We start from the raw sequence: 12,913 nt of genomic DNA, 5'->3' as shown, positions 1-12,913 counted from the left end.
GGCTACTGCCCCGCCGCGGACAGCCGCTCGCGCAGCACCTGAACCAGCGCCAAGTAGTCCGCAAGCGTCACGCACGCCATCGCGCGGTTTCGCCACTCCGCCGCGTACGGCATGCCCTTGAAGTACCATCCCGCCAGGCTCCGCGCCCGCGCCAGGTGCGCTCCCGTCGCCGCAAGCAGCCGCACGTGGCACTCGAACGCGGCAAGGCGCTCCGCGGGGCCAACATGGGCGGGCTCGCGTCCCTCGTCCAGGGCACGCGCCGCCGAGAAGATCCACGGGTTTCCGTAGGAGCCGCGTGCCACCATGACGGCGGCCACGCCGGTCGCGGCCCGCATGGCCGAGGCCGCATGCGCGTCGAGCACGTCGCCCGAGCCGATGACGGGCACGTCCACCGCCTCGACCACGTGGCGCACGGCGTCCCAGTCCGCCTGGCCGCGGTACAGCTGGCTCGCCGTGCGCCCGTGCACGGCGAGCGCGGACGCGCCCGCCTGCTCCATCGCGCGAGCGAAGTCCGGCGCCTGCTCGGGGCCCGGCTGGCGGCTGCGGCGGATCTTGCACGTCACGGGGACGTCCGCCTCCTCCACGCACGCGCGCACGATTTCCGCCGCGAGCGCCGGATCGTCCAGAAGCGCCGACCCCTCGCCCTTGCGCGTGACCTTCGGCACGGGGCAGGCCATGTTGATGTCGATGAGGGCGAGCCTCCCCCGCAGGCGCTCCTGCACGCGGGACGCCGCCTCGCGGAACTGCTCCGGCTTGCTGCCAAACAGCTGCACCGCGATGTCGGGCTCTGGGTCGTGCGGCAGCACGAGATCCCACGTCTTCTGGCCACCGGTCTCGCCGCCGTAGTGGATCCCGGCGACGGACACCATCTCCGTGTACGCGAGTCCCGCGCCGGCGCGGCGCGCCATCAGGCGATACGCCGCGTCCGTGACGCCGGCCATCGGTGCCATGAGGTAGCGAGCCGCCTCGAGCCTTGATCGAAGGTCGCCCTCGCAGGGAAACGGGAAGATCTTCTCGCCCAGTGCCGCCGCGGGGGAAAACTCGTCCAGCACCTCCGCGGGGGTCTGGGGCTGCATGGGCTCCGTCATTCGTCGTCCACCTTCAGCACGGCGAGGAACGCCTCCTGTGGCACCTCGACCGAGCCGATGGACTTCATGCGCTTCTTGCCCTCCTTCTGCTTCTCGAGCAGCTTGCGCTTGCGGCTGATGTCGCCGCCGTAGCACTTGGCGAGCACGTCCTTGCGGTGCGCCTTCACGGTGGAGCGACTGATGATCTTGTTGCCGATGGCGCCCTGGATGGGCACCTCGAACTGCTGGCGCGGGATGATCTCCTTGAGCTTGTCGCACAGCGCACGGGCCATGTCGTACGCCTTGTCGCGGTGCACGATGAAGCTGAGCGCGTCCACCACCTCGCCGGCAAGCAGGATGTCCAGCTTCACCAGGTCGCTCGCGCGGTACTCGCCCATCTCGTAGTCGAGCGAGGCGTAGCCCTTCGTGCGGCTCTTCAGCTGGTCGAAGAAGTCCAGGATCAGCTCGGCCAGCGGGATGTCGAAGTGCATCTCGACCGACTTTTCGGAGAGGTAGACCATGTCGCGGGTCTCACCGCGGTGGTCGATCACCAGCTGCATCACGGCGCCCATGAAGTCGGGCGGCACGATGACCTTCGCCTTCAGGTAAGGCTCCTCGATCCGCTCGATGCGCGTGACGTCGGGCAGGTCCTGCGGGCTCGTGATCTCTATCATACTGCCGTCCGTCTTGTACACGTGGTAGTTCACGGACGGGCTCGTGGCGATGAGGTCCAGGCCAAACTCGCGCTCCAGGCGCTCCTTCACGACCTCCATGTGGAGAAGGCCGAGGAATCCCACGCGGAAGCCAAAGCCAAGCGCGACGGACGTCTCGGGCGTCCACGTGAGCGACGGGTCGTTCACCTTCAGCTTCTCAAGCGCGTCGCGCAGGTTCTCGTACTGCTTGTTGTCGATCGGGAACAGGCCCGTGAACACCATGGGCTTCGCCTCGTGGTAGCCGGGGCACGGCTCCGCGCACGGCCTGTCCTCGTACGTGATGGTGTCGCCGGTCTTCACGAGCGCCGGGTCCTTCAGGCCCGTGACGACATATCCCACCTCGCCCACGCCGAGCTCGTCGAGGGAGGTCTCCAGGGGTCGCTTGCAGCCGACGCCGTCGCACAGGAACGTGTCGCCCAGGGCCATCATCTTCAGGCGGTCGCCCTTGCGCATGACGCCGTCGAACACGCGGACCGTCGCGACGACGCCGCGGTACTCGTCGAAGTACGAGTCCAGGATGAGGGCCTTCAGCGGCGCGTTCGCGTCGCCCTTGGGGGGAGACACCAGGTAGACGATGGCCTCAAGCAGGTCGTGGATGCCCTCGCCCGTCTTGCCGGACACGCAGACGGCGTCATCGGCCGGGATGGCGAGGTCCTCCTCTATCTCCTCCTTCACCTCGTCCGGGTGGGCAGAGGGAAGGTCGATCTTGTTGATGCACGGCACGATGTCCAGGTTCGCGTTCATGGCAAGGTTCGCGTTCGAGACCGTCTGGGCCTCGACGCCCTGCGTGGCGTCCACCACGAGCACGGCGCCCTCGCACGCGGCGAGGGAGCGCGAGACCTCGTACGTGAAGTCCACGTGCCCCGGCGTGTCTATCAGGTTGAACTGGTAGGTGTTGCCGTCGTCGGCCGCGTACATCACGCGGACGGCGTTGCTCTTGATGGTGATGCCACGCTCCTGCTCGATGTCCATCGAGTCGAGCATCTGGGACGACAGGTCCCTCTCGTCCACCGTGTGGGTGAGCTCGAGTATCCTGTCCGAGATGGTCGACTTGCCGTGGTCGATGTGCGCAACGATCGAGAAGTTGCGAATGAGTGAAAGGTCTGTCTTCTTCATGCGACCCATCATAACCCACGAATGCGTTGGACAGAATGTGAATTTATGCCCGCACCTGCGCGCAGGCAAAATGCGCGGCGACACGCGGGGCGCCTTCTGCTATACTCCCTAAGTCGACCTCGCCGTGTCAGGTGTCGGATACCCCACATCCTTCACCTCAAAAAATAGAGGCCTCAAGGATCAGAACCGAAAGGAACCGCACGTGGCTAACATCAAGTCTCAGAAGAAGCGCATCATCACCGCCGAGAAGGCGCGCATGCGCAACAAGGCAGTCCGCTCCGAGCTGAAGACTGCCGTCAAGGACGTCCGCGCCGCCGTCACCGCCAAGGATGCCGACGCCGCACAGGCTGCCGCCAACAAGGCCAACCGCCTCCTCGACAAGGCAGCATCCAAGGGCATCATCCACAAGAACCAGGCTTCCAACCGCAAGTCTGGCGTGCAGAAGCTGGTCAACTCCCTGAAGTAGGCCCGTTCGACAATCTGTCTTTTCGACTCCGCCCGGAAGGACGGGGTCTTTTTTTGTCTTTCTCATGCGGGAGGTCATCCCACGTAGGTGCCGCGGCGCCATGTCCCACCAACCCTGCTCGGCAGAAACAAACTGCGTCGGTAAGCTACGCCCGTCCGCACACGTAGAGGACGAGCGAGACGAACGTTGTCTCCGGGTCGTCGCCACCCTTGAGCGCGCGCTCGCACCTCGCGCAGCGCTCGAGCGAGCCCTCGAGCTCGCCGTCCGCGAAGTGTCGTGCCCACGAGAGGTGGTTCTTCACCTGCCACTGCTGCTTGCCGAGCTCGGAGGCGAGGAGCCCGCCCTCTCCCCTGGCTGCAAGCGACCTCGCGCACACCAGCTCGCGGATGCGCCCGCACAGAAGCGACGTGAGCGCGATCTGAGACGGGTTCTGCATCAGGTGGTACAGGCCGAGCGCCTTTGCAGCGTCGCGCGCGCACACCGCGTCCAGGAAGTCCCACGGCTTCACCTCGGCCGTCCGCGCGACGTTTCGCTCCACGTCCGCGACGGTGATGCGCCCGCTTTCGCGACAGAGCGCCGCAAGGGACCTCAGCTGCGCGTCGATCATCGTGGTCGACTCGCCCACGCGGCTCACGAGCTCCGCCGCGGCCGCCTCGTCCGTCTGCATGCCGTAGTGCGCGGCCATGCGCACGACCGTCGGCGCCAGCTGCCAGCGTTTCTTCGGGGCGCAGTCGATTATCGAATGCTCGCCGACCGCCTTCACGGCCTTGTACAGGCGCGTCGACTTCGCGAGCGTCGTCGCCACGAGGCAGAGCGTGCAGCCGGGGTTCGGGTCCTTGAGGTAGGCGATGATCGCTTCCGATACGGGCTTCGGAAGCTTCTCGGCCTTCGTTATAAGTACGAGCCTGAAGCCCGTCCCCATGGGGATGGTGTTGAGCGAGGCCACGACGTCTCCGGGCACAAGGTCCGGCCCCGCCACGTGCTCGTCCAGGTTGAACGCGGCAAGCCCTGGCTCGAGCCTTCCCTTCAGCCTGGTCACGGCCTGTCGGCTCTTGAGCTCGTCCGAGCCCACTATGAGGTATGCGGGCAAGAGCGCCGCCTTCGCCATGCTTCCTCCCTTCGTCAGGACATCCATACTACACCCGACCGCGCTCACGGGGACCTTTCCGTAAAGACGCGCACGCCCCTCTCGCCCGGCTCCAGCGTCACCGTCCCAACGTCCATCGTGCACAGGAAGCGCGAGCCGGCCCGCTCCAGCACGCACCGGCACTCTGGTGACGGGTGGCCGTAGCGGTTGTGGGCGCCGGCGCTCGCGACGGAGACCTCCGGGGCAAGCTCGCGCGCCTCGTCCGGCGTGACGGAGACCTTCGATCCGTGGTGCCCCACCTTCAGGAAGTCGACGTCTCCCACCCTGCCCGCCGAGAGCGCGCCTGCGGTCTCGTCCTTTTCGGCATCGCCTGTGAGCAGCCCCGACATGGTTCTGGACCCGTCGTCGTACGTCAGCGCAAGCTCGATGGAGTCCGCGTTCTCGCTTCCGTCCACCGGCTCCTCCGGCCATACCACGCACAGCCTGAAGTCGCCAACCTCAAGCTCGTCGCCCAGGCCCACCTCGCGCACGTCCTCCTTCCCGCGCCTCTCGAGCTCCTCCCCGAACTCCTCCGGAATGTTGCCGCGAACGCCCCTCGCCACAAACACGGCGTCGCACGGCACCTCGCCCAGCACGGCACCCACGCCCCCAAAGTGGTCGTCGTGCATGTGGGTCACCACGACGGCGTCGATGTGCATCACGTGCAGCCGGGCGAGCTCCGCGGCCGCAGCCTGGTCAGGACCGGCGTCCACGAGCACGGCGTTAGCTCCCTGCTGCACGAGGATCGCGTCCCCCTGGCCCACGTCCAGCACGCAGACGCGCGCGGGCGAGAAGAACCTCCACCTCAGCAGCAGGCAGAGCGACACGGCGGCAAGGGAGCCCGTCACCGCGAGCACGGGACCCCGCCTCACCGTCGGCCACCACACGAGGATCGCAGCCGTCACGCCAACCGTAATCATTCCGGCGACCGCCATGTCGCAGCTCACGGCGACGCTCGCGTACGGCAACCGGCTCATCCAGCCAAGCAACCAAGACACCGCCGTCCCCGCAACGTCGCACGGCACGAGCGGCACGGCCGCAAGAGGAGTCCCGGCAAGGCACGCGACCGTCATGCCGGCGCCCACCATGACCGTGAACGGCAGCGCAAGAGCGAGGTTTGCGAGCGGTGCCACAAGCGAGAGCTGCGAGAACATGGAGCACGTTATCGCCGCCGTCGCGAACTGCGCCACGAGGCACGCAGACAGCGCATCTCGCACGAAGTCCGCGCCACGGTCCACGGCGCACCTCACGGGGCGCGGCACCCGTGCGGGAAGTCGCGGGCGGGCCACTACCTGGCGCAGCACGTAGCCGAAGTAAGGCGAGAGCAGGCAGAGCCCCACGACAGAGGCGACGGACAGCACGAAGCCCACCTGACCCGTGACGGCGGGGTCGACCATCACCATTCCCAGCGCGACGGCGCACACGGCCGAGAGCGAGTGCCCACGCCGTCCCGCGAGCCTCGAGCCAAAGGCGACCAGGCACATGAGCCACGAGCGCACCGCAGAGACAGGCGCGCCGCAGAACAGCACGAAGAGCCCCGTCGTCGCCAGCAGTACGAGCGTCCGCGGCACGGGACCGAGCCTGGTCCCTCCCAGCAGCCGCTCCACGAGCGCACCCACAATCGCGATGTGGCCGCCGGACACCGCGACGAGGTGCGCGACGCCGCATGCGGCGAACACCTTGTCTATTCCTGCCCTCGCCATGGCGTCCTTCGAGCCGCACACGCTGCCTGCCAGTATCGCGCGCGCCGCGGAGCGCTCCGGCTCCATGGCCGCGAGCGCCACCAGCCTCCTCTCGTTCACCCAGGCGCGAGGGCCGGATGCCGGCGTCACCTCCAGCGCGTGCACGACGTTAACCGTCCCGCACACGCCCTGCCGCTCCGACATGAGCCTCCACTCGCCGATCCCCCTGTTGAACCTCCCCACCGCGCGGATTCGCGTCCCCATGTCGTATCGCTCCTCGCTGCGCACCCACACGTCGCCCAGTCGTGCTCCGCCGCGCCACACGTGGGCGCGGGCGCGGTATCCCCTCGTGCCGAGCGACGCGTCCGCGCACACCTCCAGCTCGCACGACGAGACGGCACTCCGCTCCAACGCGCGGGCGGTTCCTTCCGCCACTTCCACCTGCGCACAGGCAAGGCAGGCGCAGATGCCGCACGTCCCGGCCGCGAGCACGACGCGCGCTATCGCCGCCGTCGCGCGCGAGGCGCTCCCCATGCCGCGTGCCGCCAGCGCCATTGCGGCCACGCATGCCGCGACCGCCGCCCACGGGCGACCCATGTGCAGCCGAAGCGCAAGCACGACCTGCGCCGCCGCGCCGCACGCGCACAGCAGGTAGAGCGAGAAGGGCACGCACGGCCTGTTTGGAACCCACTCGTGGTCAGACACGTATCATCGCCCGCATCCGCTCGAACTTCTTCTCGCCTATGCCCGATACGCGCATGATGTCCTCCGGGCTTGCGAACGGTCCGTTCCTCGTCCGGTCCTCCACGATGGCCGCGGCCGTCGCCTCGCCCACGCCTGGCAGGCGCTGCAGCTCCGTCGCATCGGCGGTGTTGATGTCCACGGTGCCGGAGCCCGCGGAGTCCCCCGTCGCTCCAGCGGCGCCTCCCGCCGTCCCCGCGGCCGCGCCCTCCGTGCCGACGGCGTCTTGCGCCACGTCCTCGGACGCCTCCTCGCCCTGCCTCGGAACGTGCACCTTCTGTCCGTCTGAAAGCGATGCTGCCAGGTTGATCCTCGTGGTGTCCGCGTCCTCCTCAAGGCCGCCCGCCGCGCTCACCGCGTCGTTCACCCTCGGGCTCGACGTGTATATCCTGTACACGCCCGGGTTCTCCACTGCCCCGTCTACGTGCACGATCACGGCCGCGACCTTCGTCGCCCCCGTCTTTGCCGCCGGGACGGAGCTTCCCTCGTCTTGTCCCCGCTCCTCGCCCTTGCGCGCGTCCCGTCCTCCCTTCGCCCTCTTCTGCGTGACCGCGTCGCCTGCCTCCGCACGCGTCACCTCAAAGCCGCCACCCCTTCCGGGAAGCAGCAGAGCGCCTACCACCGCCAGGCACGCCGCCGCCAGCGCCGCAGCAATGACGGGTCCCCTCCGCCCCCTCAGACCGTATCGTTTAGAAAGCCCTCCCGCAGGCCCCCTTGCCCTTTGCGCCATAGCAAACCACCCCCAGTCCCATCATGGGACCGGGGGTGGCACATGCATCCTGCGTCTCAAATCGGCATTGCAGATGTCTTCCGCCTGTCTGCGCACGTCGCCCAAAGGCAGGTGCGAGAAGATCCGCTTGCCGAGCGCGCACCTACTCCGTGGCCGCGTCCTTCTCGCCCGTCGCGTCCTTATCGCCGCGGCGTTCGAACCGTGCCGGGGCAAGCTCGCGGTGGCGGGCCCTCAGCTGACGGGGCGGCTTGTACGAGGGGCACTGGTCGAAGTCGACGTACTCCACGCTCTGCACCAGCTCCTCGATCATGGCGTCGTGGTCGAAGGAGTCCCACGCCTCGTGCACCATGTCCGGCTTCGCGTGCGTCTCCGGGCGGCGCGGCATGAACAGCGTGCAGCAGTCCGCCGCGTCCTGCGCGGATATGTCGTACGTGCCGATCTCCTCCGCGCGGCGCATGATCTCCTGCTTGTCAGAGCCAATGAGCGGCCGCAGCACGGGCATGCTCACCATCTCGTTCACGACGGAGATGTTCTCGAGCGTCTGCGAGGCCACCTGGCCCAGCGACTCGCCCGTCACCAGGGCCTTAGCGCCCTCCATCCGCGCGATGCGCTCCGCCACGGCAAACATCACCCTGCGGTACGTGATGATGCGCAGGCTCTGCGGCACGCAGAGCGATATCTCGCGCTGCTTCTGCCCAAACGGCACCACATACAGGCGGCCGACCATGCCGGACGGCGTCATTGCGTTGATGATGTCCTGGCACAGGTACTCGCTCGTGTCCGCCGTCATCGGACGGCCCGAGAAGTGCACGGGCACGCACACGGCGCCACGGCGACCGACCATCCACGTCGCGACGGGAGAGTCGAAGCCGCTGGAGAGCAGCGTCACGACCTTGCCGGCCGTCCCAACGGGAAGGCCGCCCACGCCGACGCCGGTGTCCGTGTACACGTACACGCTCGCGTTCACCACCATCACGATGACCGTGACGTCCGGGTGGTGCATCTCGACCTTCTTGTTGGGGAACTTCTCGCACAGGACGCTTCCTACGAGGCGGTTGATGTCCAGCGTGTGCAGCTCGTAGTTGGTGGACGACCTCCTGGCGTGCACCTTGAACGAGCCGAACTCTCCCGCCTCGCCAAGTGCCCTCACCGCGGCCGCGCAGTACTCCTCTGGGTCCTGGCGGCACACGTACGCAACGGACACCCGCGCGACTCCCGGCACGCGCGATATCGCATGTGCCATGTCGTCGGTGGCCATGCCGTCGGCGGCCGTCACCAGGATGTGGCCGGATATTCTCTTTATGTCCGCCACGTCGAACGACCTCAGGGCCCTGTGCAGGTTCGTAACCAGCTGGTTCTCGAAGGTGGAGCGGTTCTTGCCCTTCAGGCCGATCTCGTGGTAGTGGACGAGGCAAACCCTGTCAGCCATGGCTTACAGGTTGTGGTCGACGAGTGCGTTCGAGCCCTTGATTTCCTCGTCGAACTCGTCCTTGTCGTAGCCCAGCGTGCCGTCCTCGATCTCGTTCATCGCGACGGACACCGTGTCCTCGCCGCTCACCACGGTCGTGATGTCGTCGAAGTCCTGGATCGCGGTCACGCGCAGGTGCTGCCCGCGGATCATGTTGTTGATGTCGCAGGCGCGCTTGCTCGCAAGGGCGCACAGCAGGAAGGGGTTGTGCTCGGTCTTGGCGAGAAGATCGTCGATCTCTGGCTTGGTAACTGCCATTTAGGAGTTGCCTCCATCCATCTCGTAGCTTTCAAGAACGTTCGCGAGGTCCCTCACGGCGGTTGCGAGGTCGTCGTTCACCACGCGCGCGTCGTAGTCCTTCGCAAGGTCCATCTCGTGGCGGGCGTTCGCAAGGCGAAGCTCGATAGACGCCTCGTCCTCGGTGCCTCGCCCTCTCAGCCGCTGCTCGAGGACCTCGAGCGACGGCGGCTCTATGAACACCAGCACGGCGTCCGGGTAGATGCGCCTCACGTTGAACGCGCCCTGGACGTCGATCTCGAGGATGACGGACTTGCCGGCGGCCATGAGGCCGTCCACCTCGCTGCGCAGGGTACCGTACTTGTGCCCGTGCACGTCGGCCCACTCCAGGAAATCGCCTCTCTCGATGCGACGGTCAAACTCCTCCTCCGAGAGGAAGTGGTACGAGACGTCCGGAATGTCATGGGGCCGAGGCGGACGCGTCGTCGCAGAAACCGTCAGGCCCAGGTCCGGACGCTCTTCTCGCACTGCGGAGACGAGCGTTCCCTTTCCTGCGCCTGACGGTCCGGAGATGACGAATAAACGAGGCTTCCTCATCGCTTACTTGTTGAGCACCTCGAGGAGCTGCTCGCGCTGGCGGGCGCCCAGACCCTTGACGCGGCGCGTGGCAGAGATGCCAAGCTCGTCCATGATCTTGGAGGCCTTGGCCTTGCCATAGCCGGGAAGGGACTCGATGAGGGCGGAGACCTTCATGCGGCTCGCGATGGGATCCTCGGAGTCGAGAACGTCCTCCAGGGAAATCTCGCCCTTCTTGATCTTGTCGCGAAGCTCAGCGCGCTCGTGGCGAGCCTGTGCGGCCTTCTCAAGTGCGGCCTTGCGCTGCTCGTCCGTAAGCTGAGGTAGTGCCATGGTTCCTCCAAACAGTAGGTTTCACATCAATGCATGCCCGTTCGCAAATGGGCAGCTCATCAATCGCAAGCACATAGTTTGCCAATTGGGTGCCCATTTTACAAGGGTATTGTTCCCAAATCGGCTGGCCCGGGGTCCTAAAACCACAATTGGGCCCCATTTCTCCACGTAAAGGCGGTAGTTACGCCTCGCAGAGCTCGCGGACAACGGACTCGTAGGCCTCCACGGGGTCGTCCGCCTGGGTGATCGGCCTCCCGATAACGAGCATGGACGCACCCGCCCCGATGGCGCTCGCCGGCGTGGCGATGCGCTTCTGGTCGCCCACGGCCGCACCCCTCGGCCTCACGCCCGGCGTCACGATGAGCGCCTTCGGGCCCAGGAGCTCGCGCATCTGCGCGGCCTCCTTTGGCGAGCACACGATGCCGTCGGCGCCTGCGCCCACGGACATGCCTGCCAGGCGCTCCACCTCGCGCTCCACGGGAACGTCGATGCCGATCTCGGCAAGCGCGTCCTGGTCCATGCTCGTCAGCACCGATATCGCCACCAGACGCGTCCTGTCGCCGCCGCGCTCGCCGGCCGCGTCCTCCACGCCGGCACGAGCTTGCCTCACCATCTCGGACGAGCCCATGCCATGGATGGAGAGCAGGTCAGCCCCCGTGAGCGATGCGGACCGCGCCGCGCCCCTCACCTGGAACGGGATGTCGTGCACCTTCAGGTCGAGAAACACCTTGAAGCCGCGGTCGCGCATCTCCCTCACGATTGAGGGCCCCTCCGCGTAGAACAGCGTCATGCCCACCTTCACCCAGCGGGCCTTTCCCCGAAGGCGCGTCGCAAGGTCGATGGCAGTGTCGCGGTCGCAGTCGAGCGCGATGATGATGGACTCGCGCGCCTCGTCGTCGGTTAGCATTCGAAGGCTCCAATCAGCTCGTTGATGTCACTCACTCCCTGGGACTCAGCCCAGGCCTCCAGCTCGCGCTCGACGCGAGGGGCGGCCGTCGGGTCCACCAGGTTCGCCGTTCCCACGGATACCGCCGTCGCGCCCGCCAGGATGAACTCCGCCGCGTCCTCGCCGCTCGTGACGCCGCCGATGCCGCAGAGCGGGATGCTCACGGCCCTGTGCGCCTCCCACACCATGCGCACGGCGATGGCGTGTATGGCCGGACCCGATATGCCCGCGGTCGGGCGCGAGAGCTTGCTCCTGCGCGTGCGCACGTCGATCGCCATGCCGGGAATCGTGTTGATGAGCGAGAGCGCGTCCGCGCCCTCAGCCTCGAGGGCCCGCGCGATCTCGCCTACGTCGTGAGGCGCCATCTTCACCACGATGGGGCGCTTCGTGACCGGCCTCACCGCGGCCATGACCTCCGCCGCGGCCGCGGCCGTCGCGCCCATGGCGGCGCCGCCCTTGCTCACGTTCGGGCACGATATGTTGATCTCGAAGCCGGATGCGAACGGCGCCAGCTCCTCGAAGAGCTCCAGCGCCCGCACGTACTCCTCGATGGAGTGGCCGGCTACCTGGCAGATGACGCGGCAGCCGCGCTCCTCGAGCCCCGCGAGGTACTCGCCGTAGCTTGCTATGAACGCGCGTACGCCGGGGTTCTGGAGCCCCACGGAGTTCATGATGCCAGAGGGAAGCTCGCACATCCTCGGCGCGGGATTTCCGTCCCATGCCTCTGCCGCACAGCCCTTCGTCGTGATGGCGCCGAGCTCGCCCACGCTATAGAACCCCTCGAACTGCCAGCCGTTGCCAAACGTGCCGGACGCTGTGTTCACGGGATTCTTCATCCTTATGCCGCCCAGGTCGACGGCCATGGAAACCTTGCTCACCACGCCACCTCCTGTGCGTCGAACACGGGACCGTCCATGCAGCACGACTTGTAGCCGCCGGCGCGCATGGCCACGTTGCACGTGCTGCACGCGCCAAAGCCGCAGGTCATCATCCGCTCGAGCGATGCCTGGCACGCCACGTGCGCGTCCTGTGCCAGCCTGGCCACCCCCGCCATCATGACGGACGGGCCACACGTCACCACGAGGCCGTAGTCGCGCTGGGCGAGAAGGTCTTCCATCGCCTGGGTCGTGAAGCCCCTGAGGCCATACGAGCCGTCGTCGGTCGTGACCACGACGTCGCTTGCGCCGAGCCCGCGCGCGTCCTTCTCGCCCCAGAGGCGGTCTCTCGTCTGCGCCCCGAGGATGACGTCCACGTCGCGCCCGGACTCGACAAGCGCACGCGCCGCCGCTATGACGGGCGGAGCGCCGACACCGCCGGCCACAGCGAGCGCTCGGCCGCCCGGCCCTATGCGCCAGCCATTGCCGCACGGTCCCACGACGGTCGAGCCGGAGCCCGCGCCCATCTTAGACAGGCGCCGCGTGCCCTCGCCGACCACGGCGTACACCAGCTCTATCGTACCGTCATCCACGTCCGTGCCCGCAAACGACAGCGGTATCCTCACGATGTGCGACGCATCCCCCGGAACCGCGATGTTCATGAACTGGCCGGGCGCGAGCTTGCCCGCGAGCTCCGGCGACTCCATCACCATGCGGAAGACGTCCCTGCCCACGGCCTCGTTCGAGCGCACGTGGAAGTCGTACAGGTGCACCTTGGCACTTGGCTGCACGGCGGCCTCCTTTCAAGAGAATGGTGGCGCGAGGTCCGGCGTCCCG

Annotated in this window: 13 protein-coding genes; 1 reads left to right on the top strand and 12 read right to left on the bottom strand. The window is 67.3% G+C overall.

The annotated features are described in order from the left end of the window. Positions 1 to 2: 2 nt before the first annotated feature. Together BLT96_RS03915 and lepA are read right to left on the bottom strand one after the other, a co-directional pair. Positions 3 to 1,088, bottom strand: coding sequence for a tRNA dihydrouridine synthase (locus tag BLT96_RS03915; RefSeq protein WP_245719322.1), 1,086 nt, complete (start codon positions 1,086 to 1,088; stop codon positions 3 to 5). After that, on the bottom strand, positions 1,085 to 2,896 hold the full coding sequence (lepA, locus tag BLT96_RS03910; RefSeq protein WP_090861895.1) for a translation elongation factor 4: 1,812 nt from the start codon (positions 2,894 to 2,896) through the stop codon (positions 1,085 to 1,087). Before lepA ends, BLT96_RS03915 begins: the two co-directional genes overlap by 4 nt. Positions 2,897 to 3,098: 202 nt before the next feature. Between lepA and rpsT the strand changes: the two genes are divergently transcribed. Then, positions 3,099 to 3,362: a 30S ribosomal protein S20 gene (gene rpsT, locus BLT96_RS03905; RefSeq protein ID WP_090845637.1), complete on the top strand. Its 264-nt coding sequence runs from the start codon at positions 3,099 to 3,101 to the stop codon at positions 3,360 to 3,362. Positions 3,363 to 3,507: 145 nt separating this feature from the next. On the opposite strand, the gene holA is transcribed toward rpsT, so the two are convergent. The 10 genes from holA to BLT96_RS03855 all read right to left on the bottom strand — a co-directional run bounded on the left by holA (position 3,508) and on the right by BLT96_RS03855 (position 12,867). Then, positions 3,508 to 4,470, bottom strand: coding sequence for a DNA polymerase III subunit delta (gene holA / locus BLT96_RS03900; RefSeq protein WP_090861893.1), 963 nt, complete (start codon positions 4,468 to 4,470; stop codon positions 3,508 to 3,510). A 44-nt stretch (positions 4,471 to 4,514) separates the two neighbouring features. Further along, complete coding sequence (locus tag BLT96_RS03895) at positions 4,515 to 6,875, bottom strand: ComEC/Rec2 family competence protein (RefSeq protein ID WP_090861891.1); 2,361 nt, start codon at positions 6,873 to 6,875, stop codon at positions 4,515 to 4,517. Further along, positions 6,868 to 7,641 carry a ComEA family DNA-binding protein gene (locus BLT96_RS03890; protein ID WP_090861889.1) on the bottom strand — a complete coding sequence of 258 codons (774 nt, stop codon included), beginning with the start codon at positions 7,639 to 7,641 and terminating at the stop codon, positions 6,868 to 6,870. The genes BLT96_RS03895 and BLT96_RS03890 overlap by 8 nt, the downstream gene beginning before the upstream one ends. Before the next feature lie 142 nt (positions 7,642 to 7,783). Beyond that, positions 7,784 to 9,070, bottom strand: a complete 1,287-nt coding sequence (gene thiI, locus BLT96_RS03885; protein ID WP_090861887.1) for a tRNA uracil 4-sulfurtransferase ThiI — start codon at positions 9,068 to 9,070, stop codon at positions 7,784 to 7,786. A gap of 3 nt (positions 9,071 to 9,073) precedes the next feature. Next, complete coding sequence (locus BLT96_RS03880; protein ID WP_090845647.1) at positions 9,074 to 9,367, bottom strand: DNA-directed RNA polymerase subunit omega; 294 nt, start codon at positions 9,365 to 9,367, stop codon at positions 9,074 to 9,076. Then, on the bottom strand, positions 9,368 to 9,943 hold the full coding sequence (gmk, locus tag BLT96_RS03875; protein ID WP_090845648.1) for a guanylate kinase: 576 nt from the start codon (positions 9,941 to 9,943) through the stop codon (positions 9,368 to 9,370). Between the two features lie 3 nt (positions 9,944 to 9,946). Then, positions 9,947 to 10,255 carry an integration host factor, actinobacterial type gene (gene mihF / locus BLT96_RS03870; protein WP_090845650.1) on the bottom strand — a complete coding sequence of 103 codons (309 nt, stop codon included), beginning with the start codon at positions 10,253 to 10,255 and terminating at the stop codon, positions 9,947 to 9,949. 181 nt (positions 10,256 to 10,436) lie between these two features. Then, positions 10,437 to 11,162 carry an orotidine-5'-phosphate decarboxylase gene (pyrF, locus tag BLT96_RS03865; protein WP_090861884.1) on the bottom strand — a complete coding sequence of 242 codons (726 nt, stop codon included), beginning with the start codon at positions 11,160 to 11,162 and terminating at the stop codon, positions 10,437 to 10,439. Next, positions 11,156 to 12,064 (bottom strand): dihydroorotate dehydrogenase, encoded by a 909-nt coding sequence (locus tag BLT96_RS03860; protein ID WP_090864166.1) that lies wholly within the window; start codon positions 12,062 to 12,064, stop codon positions 11,156 to 11,158. The genes pyrF and BLT96_RS03860 overlap by 7 nt, the downstream gene beginning before the upstream one ends. An 11-nt stretch (positions 12,065 to 12,075) precedes the next feature. Continuing rightward, the gene (locus BLT96_RS03855; protein WP_172824975.1) at positions 12,076 to 12,867 is read right to left on the bottom strand and encodes a dihydroorotate dehydrogenase electron transfer subunit; all 792 of its coding nucleotides are present in this window, start codon (positions 12,865 to 12,867) and stop codon (positions 12,076 to 12,078) included. Positions 12,868 to 12,913 lie beyond the last annotated feature (46 nt).

The organism is Parafannyhessea umbonata (assembly GCF_900105025.1).
In the GTDB taxonomy this organism is placed as follows: Bacteria; Actinomycetota; Coriobacteriia; order Coriobacteriales; family Atopobiaceae; genus Parafannyhessea; species Parafannyhessea umbonata.
This window is presented reverse-complemented; position numbering and strand designations above follow the sequence as displayed.

Coding starts and splice junctions, on each gene's coding strand:
- gmk (WP_090845648.1), bottom strand. CDS start 9,943: ATGAGGAAGCCTCGTTTATTCGTCATCTCCGGACCGTCAGGCGCAGGA.
- mihF (WP_090845650.1), bottom strand. CDS start 10,255: ATGGCACTACCTCAGCTTACGGACGAGCAGCGCAAGGCCGCACTTGAG.
- BLT96_RS03880 (WP_090845647.1), bottom strand. CDS start 9,367: ATGGCAGTTACCAAGCCAGAGATCGACGATCTTCTCGCCAAGACCGAG.
- BLT96_RS03890 (WP_090861889.1), bottom strand. CDS start 7,641: ATGGCGCAAAGGGCAAGGGGGCCTGCGGGAGGGCTTTCTAAACGATAC.
- BLT96_RS03915 (WP_245719322.1), bottom strand. CDS start 1,088: ATGACGGAGCCCATGCAGCCCCAGACCCCCGCGGAGGTGCTGGACGAG.
- pyrF (WP_090861884.1), bottom strand. CDS start 11,162: ATGCTAACCGACGACGAGGCGCGCGAGTCCATCATCATCGCGCTCGAC.
- holA (WP_090861893.1), bottom strand. CDS start 4,470: ATGGCGAAGGCGGCGCTCTTGCCCGCATACCTCATAGTGGGCTCGGAC.
- BLT96_RS03860 (WP_090864166.1), bottom strand. CDS start 12,064: ATGGCCGTCGACCTGGGCGGCATAAGGATGAAGAATCCCGTGAACACA.
- thiI (WP_090861887.1), bottom strand. CDS start 9,070: ATGGCTGACAGGGTTTGCCTCGTCCACTACCACGAGATCGGCCTGAAG.
- lepA (WP_090861895.1), bottom strand. CDS start 2,896: ATGAAGAAGACAGACCTTTCACTCATTCGCAACTTCTCGATCGTTGCG.